Consider the following 17,069-nt stretch of genomic DNA (forward strand, 5'->3'; position numbering starts at 1 on the left):
TGACATCTCGGCATCACACAGGGTATGACCTGCGGGTTCACCACTCCCGCCCCGGGTGCTCAGCCGGTGGACCCCGGCACCACGAGACCCGACTCGTACGCGATCACCACAGCGTGGGTGCGGTTCTGCGCGCCGAGCTTCGTCAGCACGTTCCCGACATGGGTCTTCACCGTCTCCAGGCTCACCGTGAGCGACTCCGCGATCTCGGGGTTGGACAGGCCGGTGGCCATCAGCCTCAGCACCTCCTCCTCACGCCCCGTCAGCGCCGCCCTCGGCAAGGCCTCGGCCGCCTCCAGCGGACGCGCGGCGACCATCCGGCGCAGGCTCGCCGGGAAGAGGATCGCCTCCCCCGCCGCCACCACCCGCACCGCCTCGGCGATCTGCCGGACCGGAAGCCGCTTGAGCACGAACCCGCTGGCCCCGGCGCTGAGCGCGGCGGTGACGTAGTCGTCGTTCTCGAAGGTGGTGATCACCACGACCTTCGGCGGTGCGGCCGGACCGGCGAGGAGCTGCCGGGTGGCCTCGATCCCGTTGCGGCGCGGCATCCGCACGTCCATCAGGACCACGTCCGGACACAGCCGCCGTGCCTGCTCGACGGCCTCGACCCCGTCGGCGGCCTCCCCGACCACCGCGAGCCCCGGCTGCGCCCCGAGCAGGGTACGCAGTCCGCTGCGGGTCACCTCGTCGTCGTCCGCGATGAGGAGGGTGACGGGGGCCGTGCCCGCTTCGGTCATGCCGGCAACCGTACGGGAAGCCGGACGGCCAGCCGCCACCGCCGGGGCCCGTCCGGGCCGGCCTCGATCTCCCCGTGCAGCAGCCGCACACGCTCGGCGAGACCGGGCAGCCCGTGCCCGGACGTCGGGAAGGCACCGGGCCGCCGGACCGGGGCGGCCACGCGGGGCTCAGGTCCGTCCGGTCCGGACGGATCGGTCACCCCGGGCCCAAGGACGTCCACCCCGGGCTCAAGCGCCTCCGCGCCCGCCTCGCGCACCGCCGCCCCGGTCGCGTTCACCACCCCGAGCTCAAGGACCTCCGCCCCCGCCGCCACGCGGACCTCGATGGGGCCGCCCGCTCCGTGCCGCATCGCGTTCGTCAGCCCTTCCTGCAGGATCCTGTACGCGGCCCGGGAAAGCGTTCCCTGGACGTGGGCCAGGTCCCCCGAGAGGTCCGGCTCCACCACCGCGCCCGCGTGCCGCAACCGGTCGAGCAGCCCGGGCAGATCGGCCAGGGTGCGCACGGGCGCCGTCTCGGCCTCCCGCTCGCGCAGGACGCCGAGGACGTAGTCGAGGTCCTCCAGGGCGGCCCGCGCGGACTCCTCGATGCTGCGCAGGGCGGCCCGCGCCGCCACCGGGTCGGCGGAGAGCACCTCGCCCGCCACCGCCGCCTGGATCGTGGTCGTGGTCAGCGTGTGACCGATCGAGTCGTGCAACTCGTGGGCCAGCCGGTTGCGTTCGGCGAGGCGCCGTTCCCGCTCGGCGGCCAGCGCTAGCCGCTCCGCCGCGGACGGCCCGAGGAGCCGGGGCGCCGACCAGCGCAGGGCCTTCGCCACCACCGCGCACACGGCCGCCGCGAGCAGCAGGCAGACGGGCGCCACGGCCCAGCTCTGCCAGCCGCCCGTCACCCGTACCGTCCGGCCGAAGAGGCTCAGGCCCAGCTCGGCGTCGAGCCACCCCCCGGGCAGGGTGAGGCCCGCGACGAGCAGCACGCCGCTCGCCAGCGCGCCCGTCCACCCGATCGTCACGTGCAGCAGCAGCCAGAGGGGGGTCCGCCAGCGATCGGCGCGGGACGCGGACGCCCGTACGGCAGCGGCGTCCGGCAGCGACACCGCCAACAGCCGCCGGGCGGACAGGACGAGGACCCGCCGCGTGGTGCGGGCCAGCCCGACGAGCCCGATCAGCACCGCCCAGACCAGCAGCACTGCGGCGGCCCGCAGGCCCTCGGGAGCGGACCGCCACGCCATCGCGGGCACGAGCGCGAGGGACAGCAGGGGGAGGCTCAGCAGGACGGCGCCGTAGCCGAACAGCGCACCCGAGTACGTGGAGCGGCGCAGCAGCGTCCGCGTTGCCTTGATCATGATCGGCCAGTATGGACGGCTCGTTCGGACACGGCCTCCCCCGATCGGGGGAGCAGTTCTTCCCGCTTTCCCGCGATGTGCGCCGGGGCCCCGGAATTCCATGATCGTGCCCTGCCCGGCCGGCACCCGGCCGGGCACCGACACCCCACGAACTCCCAGGAGTCGACACATGCGCGAGCGGACACAGCACGGGCCCCGGCGGCGGCACGGCGGGCGACGCGGGACGGCGGCGGCAGCGGCCGCGGTGGTGCTCGCCCTCATGACCACGGGCGCCCTGACGCCGGCCGCGGCCTCCGCCGCCCCGCGTCCGGACACCGTGCAACAGGGCCTGGAAGCGCTGGTGCGCGACGGCCGGCCCGCGGCGCTCGCGAGCGTCACGGACCGCGCGGGCCACAGCCGTACGTACACGGCGGGGGTGGGCGATCTGAGCACCGGCGCGAAGGTGCCCAGGGACGGACAGGTACGGATCGGCAGCAACACCAAGACGTTCACCGCGGTCGTCGCGCTGCAGCTGGTCGGCGAGGGCAGGCTCGGCCTGGACACCCCGGTCGACACGTACCTCCCGGGCCTCGTACGCGGCGAGGGCATCGACGGCCGCCACATCACCGTCCGCCAGCTCCTCCAGCACACCAGCGGCCTTCCCGACTACGGGAAGGACATCAGCGACGACGAGATTCGGTACCGGTACTTCGAGCCCCGCGACCTCGTCGACCTCGCCCTGAGGCAACGGGCCGAGTTCCCGCCCGGCACGAAGTGGAACTACAGCAACACGAACTACGTCCTGGCCGGTCTGATCGTCCAGAAGGTCACCGGCCGCCCGCTCGCCGAGGAGATCGACCGCCGCGTCATCAAGCCCCTCGGCCTGCGCCACACCTACTTCCCGGCCCCCGGCGACAGGACCGTCCGGGAACCGCATCCGAAGGGCTACCGCGAGACGGGACCGGGCCGGCCGCTGCGCGAGTACACGGAGATCGACCCGTCGGCGGGCTGGGCGGCGGGCCAGATGATCTCCACCAACTCCGACGTCAACCGCTTCTTCAGCGCGCTCCTCGGCGGCGAGCTCCTCCCGGACGCGCAGCTCGCCCAGATGCGTACGACCGTCCCGGTCGGGGACACCGGCGCCCGCTACGGCCTCGGGCTGATGAGCCGGAAGCTGTCGTGCGGCGGCGTCTACTGGGGTCACGGCGGCGACATCGTGGGGTACGAGACCCGGGGCGGCGTCACGGACGACGGCCGGGCCGCGAACATCGCGGTGACGAGCGTCCCGGACGACATCGCGGACACGAGGCGCGTCGAGGCCGTCGTGGACACGGCCCTCTGCCGGCGCTGACACCGCGGTCCACGCCGAAGGGCCCCTGATCAGGCGGAAACCTGATCAGGGGCCCTTCCCACGTGGGCCGACAGACGAGTCGGGCTGTACGCCGGGTTCTGTGCCCCGGGACCTCGCGGTCGTCGGGGCGACGGCCATCCATCTAGGACCGGCGTTGCCGCCGGCCTCCTGCGGTCTACCCGCGGACTCGGGCGAGCAGCCCTCGAACATCCGCGCAGGGACACCGAGGTGTCCCCTCTTGACCTTGCTCCGAGTGGGGTTTACCTAGCCGCCTGAGTCACCTCAGGCGCTGGTGGTCTCTTACACCACCGTTTCACCCTTACCGAGGACCGAGGTCCCCGGCGGTCTGTTTTCTGTGGCACTGTCCCGCGGGTCACCCCGGGTGGCCGTTAGCCACCACCCTGCTCTGTGGAGCCCGGACGTTCCTCGGGAAGATCCGAGGATCTCCACGCGGCCGTCCGCCCGGCTCGTCTGCCGTGCCGCCCATGCTACCCGCCGATTCGGACGACGTCGGCCGTCTCCAGGTCGCAGCCGAAGGGCTCCGGCAGCGGAAGCGACTTGCCGAAGGGGCGAGGTCCCGCCGGAGGCACTCGCCGTCCTCCGGACCGCTGAAGAGCCGAGGGAGCTCACGCGGGCGCGAACAGCACCTTCGCCGTGCCCGGGTCCGCTGCCGACAGTCTGACTCGCAGCCACTCCCCCAGCGGCAGTTTCGTCTCGCCGCCCTCGATGCGGGCGACGACCGCCGGGTCGTCCAGGTGGACGGTGCCGACGGCCGGTTCGCGTTCCTTCACGTCGATGACGTACGCGTCGAAGACCTCGCCGATCCGTTCCTTCAGGAGGGCCGCCTCGACGATGTCGACGCTCTCGCGTTCGACGGTGTTGGCGCGGCGGGCGCCGGTGGCCATCTCCTCGGGCAGCGCGGGCAGCGCGGCCCGTACCCACTCGGGCGGCTCGTCGCCGGCGACCGCCGCCACGCACAGCTCGCCCGCGTACCGGTCGACGAGGCGGCGCAGCGGGGCGGTGACGTGGGTGTACTCGTCGGCGACGGCGGCGTGCACGGCCGGGGTGGGGACGTGGCCGTCGGTGAAGACGGTGTAGCCGGCGCCGCGCAGCAGGGTGGTGCACTCCTGGAGGAAGGCGGCGTGGCGCGGGTCGGTGGGGTCGGCGGAGCGGACGACGTCCGCGTACGAGACGTGGTGCGGCCAGGCGACGCCGAGGGCCTGGGCGGAGCGGCGCAGCCGGGCGACGGCGCCGTCGGGGGCGGTGGGGAGGGTGCGCAGGATGCCGGTGCCTGCGGCGGTCATGAGGTCGGCGGCGGCCATGCCGGTGAGCAGGGAGATCTGGGCGTTCCAGCCGTCGGCGGGGAGCGGGGCCCGGTAGGCGAGCGAGTAGGTGTGGTCGGTCTCGACGATCTCCTGCTCGGGGACGTTGAGGGAGATCCCGCCGCGTTCGGCTTCGAGTGCCTCGCGGAGCCGGCCGATGTCCCGGAGGAGGGCGAGCGGTTCCTCCGCCGTCCCGTCGTCGATGCGCCGCTGCACGCGCGCGTAGTCGAGTTTGGCGCGGCTGCGGACGAGGGCGCGGCGGACGTCGGTGGCGACCCTCCGTCCTTCGGCGTCGAGGTCGATGCGCCAGAGGAGGGCGGGGCGGGGTTCGCCGGGGAGGAGGCTGGCGGCGCCCTCGGAGAGGACCGCGGGGTGGAGGGGCACCTTGCCGTCGGGGAAGTAGAGGGTGAGGACGCGGCGGTGGGCCTCGGCGTCGATCGCGCCGCCGGGGGTGACGAAGGCGGCGACGTCGGCGATGGCGTAGTGGACGCGGTAGCCGCCGTCGGCCCGGCGGGCCAGGTGCATGGCCTGGTCGAGGTCGGTGGAGGTGGGCGGGTCGATCGTGAAGAACGGCAGGTCGGTGGCGTCGTACGAGGGGAGCCGGGGCTGCTTGACGGCGGCTTCCGCCTCGGCGAGGACGGCGGGCGGGAAGTCCCCGGGGATCGCGAGCTCGGTACGGAGTGCGCGCAGGGCGGCCCGCAGCGGAGCCTCGGCTGCGCCGGTCACGTGGATGTGGCGGCGGGGCATGGACCGAGCGTAGGGCGCGGGGTGGGGCCCGGCACCTCGTGAGCGGGCGGGGAAGGGGCCCGGCGGCCCGTACGTGGGCGGGGGCGGCGTCCGGGACCTCGTACGCTGGACCGTCGGGGCCGCACCCCCATCCCCGTACGGACGAAGGAGAACCACCGTGCTCGTGCTGTTGCCGCCCTCCGAAGGCAAGGCCTCCTCGGGGCGCGGGGCGCCGCTCAAGCCGGAGTCGCTGTCCCTGCCGGGGCTCGCGGAGGCGCGGGCGGCGGTCCTGGACGAGCTGGTCGAGCTGTGCGCCGCCGACGAGGAGAAGGCGCGCGAGGTGCTCGGCCTGAGCGAGGGGCTGCGGGGCGAGGTCGCGAAGAACACGGAGCTGCGGACGGCGGGCGCGCGTCCGGCCGGGGAGATCTACACGGGCGTGCTGTACGACGCGCTGGGTCTGGCGACCCTGGACGCGGCGGCCCGGAAGCGGGCGGGGAGCTCGCTGCTCGTGTTCTCGGGGCTGTGGGGCGCGGTGAAGGTCACGGACCGCATTCCGTCCTACCGCTGCTCGATGGGCGTGAAGCTGCCGGGGCTCGGGGCGCTGGGCGCGCACTGGCGGGGTGCGATGGCCTCGGTGCTGCCGGAGGCGGCGGGCGACGGTCTGGTCCTGGACCTGCGCTCCTCGGCGTACGCGTCGGCGTGGAAGCCGAAGGGGGAGGTCGCGGCCCGGACGGCGACGGTGCGGGTGCTGCACGCGCCGACCCGGAAGGTGGTCAGCCACTTCAACAAGGCGACGAAGGGCCGGATCGTGCGGAGCCTTCTGGAGGCGGGCGCGGAGCCGGGGTCGCCGGCGGAGCTGGCGGAGGCGCTGCGGGATCTGCGGTACGTGGTGGAGGAGGGCGGGAAGGCGGGGGCGCTCGACGTCCTGGTGGACGAGATCCACTAGCACTCGTTGCACCCTCCGCAACGCTCGTTGCGGGTGACGCTCGCCCTGGGCAGGATGACGCCCATGACGAGCGTGTTCGACCTTGTCCCGGGGGTCCGTGACGTCCCCGTCGTCCCCGTCGTCGTGATCGAGGACGCCGCCGACGCCGTTCCCCTGGCACGCGCCCTGGTGGCCGGCGGGCTGCCGCTGATCGAGGTCACCCTGCGCACCCCGGCCGCACTCGACGCCGTCCACGCGATCGCGGCCGAGGTGCCGGAGGCGGTCGTCGGCGCGGGCACCGTCGTCTCGGCGGCCGGGGTCGCGGACGCGGTCGGCGCCGGGGCGCGGTTCCTGGTCAGCCCGGGGTGGACCGAGGGGCTGCTCGGCGCGATGCGGGACTCGGGCGTGCCGTTCCTGCCGGGGGTGTCGACGGCCTCGGAGGTCGTGGCCCTCCTCGAACGCGGAGTGCGGGACATGAAGTTCTTCCCGGCCGAGGCGGCGGGCGGTGTCCCGTATCTGAAGTCCCTCGCCGGCCCGCTCCCCCGCGCCCGCTTCTGCCCCACGGGCGGCATCACCCTCGCCTCCGCCCCCGCCTACCTCGCCCTGCCGAACGTCGGCTGCGTCGGCGGTACGTGGATGCTGCCGCCCGACGCGCTCGCGGCCCGCGACTGGGCGCGGGTGGAGTCCCTCGCGCGCGGGGCGGCGGGGCTGCGGGCTCCGGTCAGCGGGTGACCGAGGTGAACGTGACGCCGAGGTGGTCGGTGACGGGGCGGTAGCCGAGGCGCTGGTAGAGCGCGTTGCTGGTGGGGTTCGCGAGGTCCGTGAAGAGCAGGACCTGGGCGGCTCCGGACGCGGCCGCGGCCCGGCTGACCGCCTCGGTGACCCCGGCCGCGTACCCCCGGCCGCGCTCGGCGGGCGGGGTGTAGACGAGGTGGACGCGGGCCTGGCCCTCGATCGTGCGGGAGACGGCGGCCATGGAGGCCGGGCGTCCGTCGGGCCCCTCCCAGAGCCACAGCCGTCCCTCGGAGATCCGCTCGCCGACGAAGCCCGCGTAGTCCTCGGCGGGCTCGTCCCCGATGGCCACCGCGAACTCCCTCGTCCAGGCGGCGACGAGCGGGACGTCGGCCCCGGTGGCGAGCCGGGCGCGGCCCGCGGGGGCCGGGTCCGGCGGGGTCGGCTCGCCGAGCCGGAAGAGCCGCATCCGGACGGTGGGCGCCCAGGGGCGGCCGGTGGCCTCCGCGTACGCCTCGACGGCGGCCGTCTCGCCGCGCGCCTCCGTCGGCTGCTCGCCGCCGGGGAGGACGAGCGCGCGGGCCGCCTCCTCCGTCACGGCCCCGAAGGCGGGCACGCCGGGCGGCGACACCGCGAGGACGCCGGTGACCCGGCCGTCCGCCTCCTCCCACCAGCCGAGCCGCGCGGCCGTGTCCATGAGGGTGAGCACGGCGGTGTTGCGGGCCGGATCGGCGGCGAGATGCCCGGCGGCGGCGGCCCGGAAGGCGGCGGCGCTCTCGGTGAAGGACCACGTCATGCGGGTGATGCTGGTACGCGGACGGGGCCCGGCGCCACCGGTTTGCGGCTCCCGGCTGGCGGCTCCGGCTAGCGGAGGTGCGAGGTGTCGTTGAGGAGCCGTACGGACGCGTTGCCGTCGGCGTAGTAGGCGACGGCCGAGATCGAGGCGGCCGACAGCTCCATCCGGAACAGTGACTCCGGCGGGGCGCCGAGGGCGAGGCGGACCAGGGTCTTGATCGGCGTGACGTGGGTGACGAGGAGGACCGTGCGTCCCGCGTAGGCGGCGGTCAGCCGGTCCCGGGTCGCGGCGACGCGCCGGGCGACGGTCGCGAAGCTCTCGCCTCCGCCCGTCGGCGCGGCCTTCGGGGAGGCCAGCCAGGCGTCGAGGTCCTCCGGGTGGCGCTCGCGGACCTCGCCGAACGTCAGGCCCTCCCAGGCGCCGAAGTCGGTCTCGCGCAGCCCCTGCTCGACGCGCACGTCGATGCCGAGGCGGGCGGCGACGGCACCGGCGGTCTGGCGGCAGCGGGTGAGGGGCGAGCTGACGATCTCCTGGATCGTGCCGCGCGCGGCGAGCGCCTCGGCGACGGCCTCGGCCTGCCGCAGCCCGGCGGCCGACAGCTCGGGGTCGCTCCCGCCACTCCCCGAGAACCGCTTCTCGGGCGTGAGCGCGGTCTCGCCGTGCCGCAACAACACGAAGGTCGCGGGCGCTCCCATGTCGGGCCCGGCCCATCCCTGCCGGGGGGCGGCACCGGCCTGGGCGGAGGCGGCACCGGCGTGCGCGGGCGCGGCACCGGTCTGGCCGAAGGCGACCGTGGGCGCGGCACCGGCCTGAACGGGGACGGCACCGGCCTGCGTGGCCGCGGCACCTGCCTCCGTGGAGACGGCACCGCTCGTGTCCGGGGTCTCGGTGGGGGCCGTCGGGCCGTCGGTCGCGGGGGCATGGGCGCGCGCCGCGTGGCCCGTCGGGGCCAGGGCACCCGCCTCGGCCTCGAAGTCGCCGGAGGCCACCGAGGCCGTGACCGCCTCCTCGGCGGCGAACAGGCCGTCGTCCGGACCGGCGTCCGGGGCCGTCGGGCGCGACACGGCACCCGGCCAGGCGCCCGAGCCCGTACCCGAAGGGGCCGTACCCGAAGGAGCCGTACCCGCCAGCGCCGCACGCGCGCGGGCCGCGCCCGCCGTCGCGTCGCCGGGAGGGCCCGCCGGGGGCGGGGTCGCGGCGTTGCGGGCGGCCGAGGCGTCCAGGCCGGCCGTCGAGGCGGACGGCTCCCACCGGCGCCCCCGCTTGCCCGCGTCCATCGCCTCGTTCGCGAGCCGGTCCGCGTGCTTGTTCCGCTCGCGCGGGATCCACTCGTAGCGGACCCGGCCCGCGGGGAAGACCCGCCCGGCCTCGGCCGCGAGCGGCTTCATGTCGGGGTGCTTGATCTTCCAGCGGCCGGACATCTGCTCGACGACCAGCTTGGAGTCCATGCGGACGTGGACGGTGGCGTCCGGGAACAGCTCCCGGGCCGCCTTGAGGCCCGCGACCAGGCCCTTGTACTCGGCGACGTTGTTCGTGGCCACGCCGATGTACTCGGCGGCCTCCGCGAGGGTCTCCCCCGTCGCCGGGTCGAGGACGACCGCGCCGTATCCGGCGGGCCCGGGGTTGCCCCGGGAGCCGCCGTCGGCCTCGACCACGACTTCGCGCATTACAGGCCGGACTCCGCGGTGCGGACGAGGATCCGGCGGCAGTTCTCGCACCGGACGACGGCGTCCTTGGCGGCGGCGCGGACCTCGTTGAGCTCGGTGATGTTGAGCTCGATGTGGCAGCCCTCGCACTTGCGCTGGTACAGCCGGGCCGCGCCGACGCCGCCCTGCTGCTCGCGCAGCTTCTCGTACAGCTTGATGAGGTCGGCCGGGACGGAGGCCGCGACGAGCTCGCGCTCCTTGGTGACGGAGGCGGCCTCGACGTCCAGCTCGGCCTCGGCGGCGTCGCGGCGGGCGGTGGCGTCGTCGGTCTTGGCCTGGACGGAGGAGACCCGCTCGGTCAGCTCGGCGAGCCGCTCCTGGACGGACTCGCGGCGCTCCATGACCTCCAGGACGATCTCCTCCAGGTCGCCCTGGCGCTTGGCGAGGGAGACGATCTCGCGCTGGAGGTTCTCCAGGTCCTTCGGGGAGGAGACGGCGCCGGAGTCGAGCCGCTGCTGGTCGCGCGCGGCGCGCTGGCGGACCTGGTCGACGTCCTGCTCGGCCTTGGTCTGCTCGCGGCCGCAGTCGCTCTCCTCGGTCTGCGCGGCGACGAGCAGGTCGCGCAGCTGGGTGAGGTCCTTGGTCAGCCCCTCGATCTCGGCGTGCTCGGGGAGCGAGCGGCGCTTGTGGGCGAGCTGCTGGAGGCGGACGTCCAGGGCCTGGACGTCGAGGAGGCGGATCTGGTCGGCGGGCGCGGCGTTCAGTTGGGGGCTCCAGGGGAGGTGTGGTGGGCGGACCAGGGGTCGGTGACCGTCTTCGAGACGTGGACGCGGAGGTCCCAGCCGTGGCGGTCGGAAATCTCGTCGAGCTGGGCGGCGGCCTGCTCGCACCAGGGCCATTCGGTGGCCCAGTGGGCGGCGTCGACCAGGCCGAGCGCGCCAGAGGAAAGATGCGCGGCCTGGGTGGCCTCGGAGACCGGGTGGTGGCGCAGGTCCGCGGTGAGGAAGGCGTCCACGCCGGCGGCCCGTACGGCGTCGAAGAGGCTGTCGCCGGAGCCGCCGCTGACGGCGACGCGGCGGACGGTCATGCCGGGGTCGCCCGCGACCCGGATGCCCTGCGCGGTGGCGGGCAGCCGCCTCGCCGCGCGGGCGGCGAACTCGGCGAGGGTCTCGGGGCGGTCGAGCTCGCAGATCCGGCCGAGGTTGTTCTCGGGGACGAGCGGGCCGGTGACCCGGAGGTCGAGCGCGCCGGCGAGGGCGTCGGAGACGCCGGGATCGGCGGTGTCGGCGTTGGTGTGCGCGACGTGCAGGGCGATGTCGTGCTTGATGAGGCCGTGCACGACGCGGCCCTTGAAGTGGCCGGCCGCGACCGTCGTCGTACCGCGCAGGTAGAGCGGGTGGTGGGTGACGATCAGGTCGGCGCCGAGGGCGATCGCCTCGTCGGCGATCTCCTGGACCGGGTCGACGGCGAAGAGCACGCGGGTGACCTCGGCGTCGGGGTCACCGCAGACGGTGCCGACGGCGTCCCACGACTCGGCGCGCTCGGGTGGCCAGAGGGCGTCGAGCTCGGCGATGACTTCAGACAGACGGGGCACGGAGGAAAGGCTACCTGGCCGCCTTGTGCGCCTAAACCGGCGCCGCTTTCGCGGAGGTGGCGGGGCGCCGTCGGGGTTGCTCAATTGATGGTTGCGGTGGCCTCGGACGAAAGAACGCCTGGCGCCGGAACAGCACCAGACGCTCCCGTCGGTTACTTCTTGACGAGGTCGGCGCGCAGGTCGTCGAGGATGCTGTTCGCCGCGGTGACGCCGAGGCCGAGGTACCAGGTCTCGTCCGGGACGTCCTTGGCCCGGCCCGCCTTGACGGCCTTGAGGTTCTTCCAGAGCGGGTTGGCCTGGGCGGTGTCCTTCTTGGTGGCCTTGGCGTCGCCGTAGACGCCGGTGAAGATCCAGTCGGCGTCGGCCTCGTCGATCTTCTCGGGGCTGATCTCGGCCGCCAGGTCGTCGATCTGCTGGTTCTTCGGCCGGGGCAGGCCGGTGTCCTCCAGGATCGTGCCGATGAAGGAGGCCTTGGCGTAGAGGCGGATCTTGCCGGGGAGGTAGCGGACCATCGAGACGGTCGGCTTGTCGGGGCCGATGTCCGTGCCGAGCTGCTTGGCCTTGGTCTCGTACGCGGCGAGCTCGGCCTTCGCCTCGGCCGTCCTGTCGAGCGCGGCGGCGTTGAGGAGGTAGTTCTCCTTCCAGGTGAAGCCCGGGCGGATGGAGAACACGGTCGGCGCGATCTTCGACAGCTCGTCGTACTTGTCGGCGGCGCGCAGCCGGCTGCCGAGGATGAGGTCGGGCTGGAGGTTGGCGATGGCCTCCAGGTTGAGGTTGTTGATGGTGCCGACGGACTTCGGGGTGCCGGCGTCCTTCGCGAGGTAGGCGGGGATGCCGTCGTCGCCCTCGGAGGGGGCGTAGCCGACGGGCTGGACGCCGAGGGAGACGACGTTGTCGAGCTCGCCGACGTCGAGGACGACGACCCGCTTGGGCGCGGCCTCGATCTCGGTCTTCCCGAGGGCGTGGGTGAGGGTACGGGGGAACTGGCCCGGCTTCGCGTCGGTGCCCATGGCCGCGGTCTCGGCGGCGGCGTCGCCGAAGTCCTTGCCGCCGGTGGCGACGTCCTTCTTCTTGGCCGTGTCCTGCTTCCCGGAGGCGTCGGATCCTCCGTCGCCTCCTCCGCAGGCCGCGAGCGAGAGCGCGGCGGCGAGGGCGACGGCGGCGGCGGTGCCGCGGCGGCGGAGGGACATGAGAAGGCTCCTGTACGGGTCATCCTGGCGGGGACACGGGCACGGCCCAGCGGAGGCACAAGCTCCACTTAGGTTCGCCTTACCTTACTCACCACGGGCCACTCCAGCACAACCGCCCCCTCGCCCTCAGCCGAATCGCCGCACGGCCACCCTTATGTGTGAAGTGACCCGGCTCGTGTTGTTCGGCTGGAAGTGCGAAAACTAGCTTCGTGGCCGGAGGTGACGAGTCGATGACAGCGTGTGCCATCGAGACCACGGCCGAGGACGACGACGACGCCGGGAAGCAGGGCGGGAACGCCGGGTGGCCGACGGGGTTCACGATCACGGCCAACGGCGCGTACGCGGCCAGGCTCGCGGGCGCCGGAGACGCCCTGTGCGTGGAGAGGTGGACCCTCGACGGCCCCGAGCCCTACGCCGTCCCGCTCCCCCTCGGCCAGCCCGAGGAGCCCGGCACCCAACTGCTGCCCCTCGCGGACGGCCGGGTCCTCGTCGCCCGCCGCGTGGACGGACGGCGGAACACGTTCTCGCTGCTCTACCCCACCGGCCCGGCCACCGGCGAGCTCCAGCTCGGCGCGGTGGAGGCGCCCGGCTCCGAGCGTCTCGTGCTGCTCCCGCCCTCGCCGGACGGCATCTGCGCGTACGCGATGTGCGTCGGCCCCGACACCACGACGCTGTGGCTGGTGGCGGGCGGGGCCTTCGGCCCGGAGCAGGTCGCGGAGGTCAAGGGCCGCTGCACGGGCGGGGTATGGCTCGACCGTACGGGTCGGATGCTCGCGCTCGACCGGCGGCTCGACGGCGGGCCGGTGAAGGCGGTCGCCGTCGACCTGGAGCGGGGCGGGGAGGTGACGCCGCTGCTCCAGATCACCGAGGGGAGCGACGACCGGCTGCTGCTCGCGGACCCGGACAGCGGGCTGCTCCTGATCCGCTCCGACGCGCCGTCCCCGGGACACGACCGGCTCGGCTGGGGCGTGCTCGGCAGCCTGCTGCCGGTGCGGTTCCCCGAGTGCCTGCGGCTCGACGACGCGGCGGTGACGCCCTTCGCGGTGCAGCCGGGGCAGGTGCTGATGCCGGAGAGCTGTGCGGTGGCGCTGCGGATCGACGCGGCGGCCGGCAGCTGGGTGGGCGTCTGGCAGCCCTCGTCCCGCCGGATGGCCCAACTGGCGGCGCCCCAGGGCTGGCTGGCCGGCGCGGGCCTGTGGACGGCCGAGGGCGTGCTGCGGCTGCCGTACGCGACGGCCGAGGCGCCGTGCGGGCTCGCGGGCCTGGAGCTGCCGCCGGAGCCCGAGCCGGAGCCGGAGCCGGAGCCGGTGACGGTCGCCGAGGAGCCGCGGGTGTGCCGCCCGGTGCCTTTGCAGCAGGCTCCGCTCACGGACCGCAGACCCGCTGGCTAGACTCACGGCCGCACAGCAAGAGCAATACGTACGGGGTGAGTTCCAGCATGTCCGAAGTAAGCACGCAGGGTTCGGAGTCGCACGGCTCCGGGAAGCACCGCGGCGAGGCGTCGCCGGCGGAGGACTCCACGTCCTCGCCGCACGGCCGCCACCGCCGCGAGGCCGAGGCCCACGCGCACTGAGGGAAGAAACGAAGGGCCCCGGGGTCTCCCCGGGGCCCTTCGCCATTCCCCACCGCCACCCCCGTGGCTCAGGGAGGTGTCTTGCCGGTCAGGCCGGGCTCGCGACGCCTGGCACCGCTCCCTGATTCGGCCTGACCGACAAGACACCCCCTAGTCCCTCTTCAGACCCAGCACCTCCGTCGCCGCGAAGGTCTCGCCCGCCGGGCGGGACGCGTAGTGCGGGGTCAGGAGGGAGTCCAGCTCCTCGTACGTGAACGCCTCCTTGGCCGTGTCGAACTTGGCCGAGACCTTCGGCCGGTCCACGACCGCCACCATCCCGCCGTGCACGACGAGCAGCTGCCCGTTGACCCCGGCCGCCGCCGGGGACGCCAGATAGCCGACGAGCGGCGCCACGTGCTCCGGGGACAGCGGGTCGAGCTCCCCCTCCCCCGGCTCCCCGAAGCCGGCGAAGACGTCCTCGGTCATCCGTGTCCTGGCCCGCGGGCAGATCGCGTTGGCCGTCACGCCGTACCGGGCGAGCGCGAGCGCCGACGAGGTGGTCAGGCCCACGATGCCGCCCTTGGCGGCCGCGTAGTTGGGCTGGCCGGCCGAGCCCGCGAGGAAGGCCTCCGAGGACGTGTTGACGATGCGGCCGTAGACGCCGGTCTCACCCGCCTTGGAGCGGCCCCGCCAGTGCACCGCCGCGAAGTGCGTGGTGTTGAAGTGGCCCTTGAGGTGGACCCGTACGACCGAGTCCCACTCGTCCTCGCTCATGGAGAAGACCATCCGGTCGCGCAGGATGCCCGCGTTGTTGACCAGCACGTCCAGCTTCCCGAACTCCGATACCGCCAGGTCGACCAGGGCCCGCGCCGTCTCGAAGTCGGAGACGTCGCCGAGGTGCGCGACCGCCCGGCCGCCCGCCGCGCGGATCTCCGCCGCGACCTCCTCGGCGGGTGCGGCGGAGGCCGCGCCCGAGCCGTCGCGGCCGGGCTGCCCGTAGTCGTTGACGACGACGGCCGCGCCGAGCCGCGCCAGTTCCAGGGCTTCGGCGCGGCCGAGACCGCGCCCGGCGCCGGTGACGATCGCGCTCAGTCCCTCAAGAGGGAGTGACATGGGTCGGGTCCTCTCAGATCTCGATGCATGTACGGAGGGCCGTGCCCGTCCGCATCTGCTCCAGGGCCTCGTTGATGCCCGCCAGCGGCACCCGGTGGGTGATGAGCGACTCCAGGTCGATGCGGCCGGCCCGCCAGAGCGCGATGGTCCGCTCGTACGAACGGAGCACGTCCCCGCCCCCGTACATCGAGGGCAGGATCCGCTTCTCGTCGAAGAACAGCTCGAACATGTTGAGCTGGAGGAAGTCGTCGAGGGCGCCCGCGCCGACGACGCAGAGGGTGCCGCCGCGCCGGGTCGTCTCGTACGCCGTCCGCGCGGTGGCGGACTTGCCGACGACCTCGAAGACGTAGTCGAAGCCCTCGCCGCCGGTGATCCGCTGCCTGGCGTCGGCGAGCGCGTCCGGGGCGACCGCCTCGGTGGCGCCGAAGCGAAGTGCGGCCTCGCGCCGGGACTCGACCGGGTCGACGGCGACGATCTGGGCGGCGCCCTGGAGCTTGGCGCCCTGGATGGCGGAGATGCCGACGCCGCCGCAGCCGATGACGGCGACCGACGAACCGGCCTCCACCTTCGCCGTGTTGATGGCGGCCCCGAGGCCAGTGGTGACGCCGCAGCCGATGAGGGCGGCGATGTCGAAGGGCACGTCGTCGGGGATGGGGACGGCGCAGCCCGCGTCGACGACGACCTCCTCGGTGAAGGTGCCGGTGCCGGCGAAGCCGAAGACGTCGCCGCCGGGGCGCTTGAAGTTGGGGATGCCGGCGTTCATGAAGCCGGCCAGGCACAGCTGCGTCTGGCCGCGCTTGCAGGCCGGACAGCTGCCGCAGGCGGGCAGCCAGCAGAGCAGGACCCGCTGGCCCTGGCTGAGGCCGGTGACGCCGTCGCCGACGTCGAGGATCTCGCCCGCGCCCTCGTGGCCGGGGATGAAGGGGGCGGGCTGCGGGAGGACGCCGCTCATCGCGGAGACGTCGGAGTGGCACAGGCCGGTGGCCCTCACCCGGACCCGCACCTTGCCGGGGCCGAAGCCCACCGCCTCGACGTCGTCGAGGACTTCGAGTTTGTCCTGGCCGATCTCGTGCAGTACGGCTGCGCGCATGGTGCGGCTCCCATCAGACGATCAGGCAATCAAGGGATCAAGCGATCAGGAGTGTTCGACGAGGGTGTCGGCGAGGACCGGGGCGTCGTCGCGCTCCACGGCCGTCACCGCCACCTGGACGCGGCCGTCGCCGGCCCACATCCGGATGCGCAGGGTCTCGCCGGGGAAGACGACGCCGGCGAAGCGGGTGCGGTACGAGCGGACGCGGGTGACGTCCCCGCCGAGCAGCGTGTCCACGACCGCCTTGAGGGTCATGCCGTACGAACAGAGGCCGTGCAGGATCGGCCGGTCGAAGCCGGCGAGCTTGGCGAACTCGGGGTCGGCGTGGAGCGGGTTCCAGTCCCCGGAGAGCCGGTAGAGCAGGGCCTGTTCCTCGCGGATCGGCCGCTCGACGGTGGCGTCGGGCGCGCGGTCCGGGAGCGCGAGGCGCTCCGAGGGGCCCCGGTCGCCGCCCCAGCCGCCCTCCCCGCGGACGAAGATCGAGGCGTCGCTGGTCCACAGCGGGCCGTCCTCGTCGGCGGCCTCGGAGCGCAGGACGAGGACGGCCGCCTTGCCCTTGTCGTACACGGCGGCGACGCGGGAGGTGGAGACGGCGCGGCCGCCGGTGGGGAGGGGGCGGTGGAGGGTGATCGACTGGCCGCCGTGCAGGACGGCGGCGAGGTCGATGTCGATGCCGGGGGCGGAGAGCCCGCCGACGACGCCCATGCCGGCGCCCGCGACGGTGGCGAAGCTGGGCAGGACGTGGAGCCGGGACTCCAGGGTGTAGCGGAGCTCGTCGGGGTCCGTGGCCGGGACGCCTGCTCCGAGGCCCAGGTGGTAGAGCTGGACGTCCTTGTGGTCCCAGGTGATCTCGGCGCTGCGGGGTTCGGCGGCGACGGCCTTTGCGGGGTCGATGGGCATCGGGCTGCTGCTCCTCGTTCCGTGGAAGACCTCGGCGCGACCGTCCGCACCGTCGGCCGCACCGAGGCCGTGCGGGGAC

Annotated in this window: 16 protein-coding genes and 1 other RNA gene; 5 read left to right on the forward strand and 12 right to left on the reverse strand. The window is 74.2% G+C overall.

Features of this window, described 5'->3' with window-relative positions; translation table 11 throughout:
* Nucleotides 1–59: 59 nt before the first annotated feature.
* Nucleotides 60–734, reverse strand: coding sequence for a response regulator transcription factor (locus tag ACN9M0_RS10085; RefSeq protein WP_366037981.1), 675 nt, complete (start codon nt 732–734; stop codon nt 60–62).
* Complete coding sequence (locus ACN9M0_RS10090; RefSeq protein WP_426403457.1) at nt 731–2,074, reverse strand: sensor histidine kinase; 1,344 nt, start codon at nt 2,072–2,074, stop codon at nt 731–733. The genes ACN9M0_RS10085 and ACN9M0_RS10090 overlap by 4 nt, the downstream gene beginning before the upstream one ends.
* Before the next feature lie 169 nt (nt 2,075–2,243).
* Here ACN9M0_RS10090 and ACN9M0_RS10095 point away from each other — a divergent pair, with 169 nt between their 5' ends.
* Entirely contained in the window at nt 2,244–3,404 is a 1,161-nt protein-coding gene (locus tag ACN9M0_RS10095) for a serine hydrolase domain-containing protein (protein WP_426403458.1), read from the forward strand.
* Between the two features lie 71 nt (nt 3,405–3,475).
* Here ACN9M0_RS10095 and rnpB read toward each other — a convergent pair.
* Both rnpB and ACN9M0_RS10105 read right to left on the reverse strand, forming a co-directional pair.
* An RNA gene (rnpB, locus tag ACN9M0_RS10100) (RNase P RNA component class A) lies at nt 3,476–3,874 on the reverse strand.
* 156 nt (nt 3,875–4,030) lie between these two features.
* A complete protein-coding gene (locus tag ACN9M0_RS10105; RefSeq protein WP_399701493.1) occupies nt 4,031–5,473 on the reverse strand; it encodes an RNB domain-containing ribonuclease in 1,443 nt (480 codons plus the stop codon).
* 157 nt (nt 5,474–5,630) lie between these two features.
* Between ACN9M0_RS10105 and yaaA the strand changes: the two genes are divergently transcribed.
* Together yaaA and eda are read left to right on the forward strand one after the other, a co-directional pair.
* Nucleotides 5,631–6,398, forward strand: coding sequence for a peroxide stress protein YaaA (gene yaaA, locus ACN9M0_RS10110; RefSeq protein WP_366037977.1), 768 nt, complete (start codon nt 5,631–5,633; stop codon nt 6,396–6,398).
* 63 nt (nt 6,399–6,461) lie between these two features.
* Nucleotides 6,462–7,109 (forward strand): bifunctional 4-hydroxy-2-oxoglutarate aldolase/2-dehydro-3-deoxy-phosphogluconate aldolase, encoded by a 648-nt coding sequence (gene eda / locus ACN9M0_RS10115; protein ID WP_426403459.1) that lies wholly within the window; start codon nt 6,462–6,464, stop codon nt 7,107–7,109.
* On the opposite strand, the gene ACN9M0_RS10120 is transcribed toward eda, so the two are convergent.
* The 5 genes from ACN9M0_RS10120 to ACN9M0_RS10140 all read right to left on the reverse strand — a co-directional run bounded on the left by ACN9M0_RS10120 (nt 7,099) and on the right by ACN9M0_RS10140 (nt 12,335).
* The gene (locus ACN9M0_RS10120; protein ID WP_426403460.1) at nt 7,099–7,905 is read right to left on the reverse strand and encodes a GNAT family N-acetyltransferase; all 807 of its coding nucleotides are present in this window, start codon (nt 7,903–7,905) and stop codon (nt 7,099–7,101) included. The two genes, eda and ACN9M0_RS10120, sit on opposite strands and share 11 nt — an antisense overlap.
* 68 nt (nt 7,906–7,973) lie before the next feature.
* Nucleotides 7,974–9,572 carry a bifunctional RNase H/acid phosphatase gene (locus ACN9M0_RS10125; RefSeq protein WP_426403461.1) on the reverse strand — a complete coding sequence of 533 codons (1,599 nt, stop codon included), beginning with the start codon at nt 9,570–9,572 and terminating at the stop codon, nt 7,974–7,976.
* Nucleotides 9,572–10,315, reverse strand: coding sequence for a zinc ribbon domain-containing protein (locus ACN9M0_RS10130; protein WP_399701587.1), 744 nt, complete (start codon nt 10,313–10,315; stop codon nt 9,572–9,574). The genes ACN9M0_RS10125 and ACN9M0_RS10130 overlap by 1 nt, the downstream gene beginning before the upstream one ends.
* Nucleotides 10,312–11,145 carry a Nif3-like dinuclear metal center hexameric protein gene (locus ACN9M0_RS10135; protein WP_366037973.1) on the reverse strand — a complete coding sequence of 278 codons (834 nt, stop codon included), beginning with the start codon at nt 11,143–11,145 and terminating at the stop codon, nt 10,312–10,314. The genes ACN9M0_RS10130 and ACN9M0_RS10135 overlap by 4 nt, the downstream gene beginning before the upstream one ends.
* A 152-nt stretch (nt 11,146–11,297) precedes the next feature.
* Nucleotides 11,298–12,335 (reverse strand): ABC transporter substrate-binding protein, encoded by a 1,038-nt coding sequence (locus ACN9M0_RS10140; RefSeq protein WP_366037972.1) that lies wholly within the window; start codon nt 12,333–12,335, stop codon nt 11,298–11,300.
* 230 nt (nt 12,336–12,565) lie between these two features.
* On the opposite strand from ACN9M0_RS10140, the gene ACN9M0_RS10145 reads away from it, so the two are divergent.
* Nucleotides 12,566–13,726 carry a hypothetical protein gene (locus ACN9M0_RS10145; RefSeq protein ID WP_426403462.1) on the forward strand — a complete coding sequence of 387 codons (1,161 nt, stop codon included), beginning with the start codon at nt 12,566–12,568 and terminating at the stop codon, nt 13,724–13,726.
* A 47-nt stretch (nt 13,727–13,773) separates the two neighbouring features.
* Nucleotides 13,774–13,908 carry a hypothetical protein gene (locus tag ACN9M0_RS10150; RefSeq protein WP_366037970.1) on the forward strand — a complete coding sequence of 45 codons (135 nt, stop codon included), beginning with the start codon at nt 13,774–13,776 and terminating at the stop codon, nt 13,906–13,908.
* Between the two features lie 150 nt (nt 13,909–14,058).
* On the opposite strand, the gene ACN9M0_RS10155 is transcribed toward ACN9M0_RS10150, so the two are convergent.
* From ACN9M0_RS10155 to ACN9M0_RS10165, 3 genes are read right to left on the reverse strand one after another with little or no spacing between them, the layout of a single operon-like run.
* Nucleotides 14,059–15,000: a 3-oxoacyl-ACP reductase gene (locus ACN9M0_RS10155; protein WP_399701506.1), complete on the reverse strand. Its 942-nt coding sequence runs from the start codon at nt 14,998–15,000 to the stop codon at nt 14,059–14,061.
* Between the two features lie 13 nt (nt 15,001–15,013).
* Nucleotides 15,014–16,090, reverse strand: a complete 1,077-nt coding sequence (locus ACN9M0_RS10160; RefSeq protein WP_399701509.1) for a Zn-dependent alcohol dehydrogenase — start codon at nt 16,088–16,090, stop codon at nt 15,014–15,016.
* A gap of 45 nt (nt 16,091–16,135) precedes the next feature.
* The gene (locus tag ACN9M0_RS10165) at nt 16,136–16,990 is read right to left on the reverse strand and encodes a MaoC/PaaZ C-terminal domain-containing protein (protein ID WP_366037966.1); all 855 of its coding nucleotides are present in this window, start codon (nt 16,988–16,990) and stop codon (nt 16,136–16,138) included.
* Between the last annotated feature and the right edge of the window lie 79 nt (nt 16,991–17,069).

This window comes from Streptomyces sp. R-07 (assembly GCF_049913175.1).
Classification (GTDB): domain Bacteria; phylum Actinomycetota; class Actinomycetes; order Streptomycetales; family Streptomycetaceae; genus Streptomyces.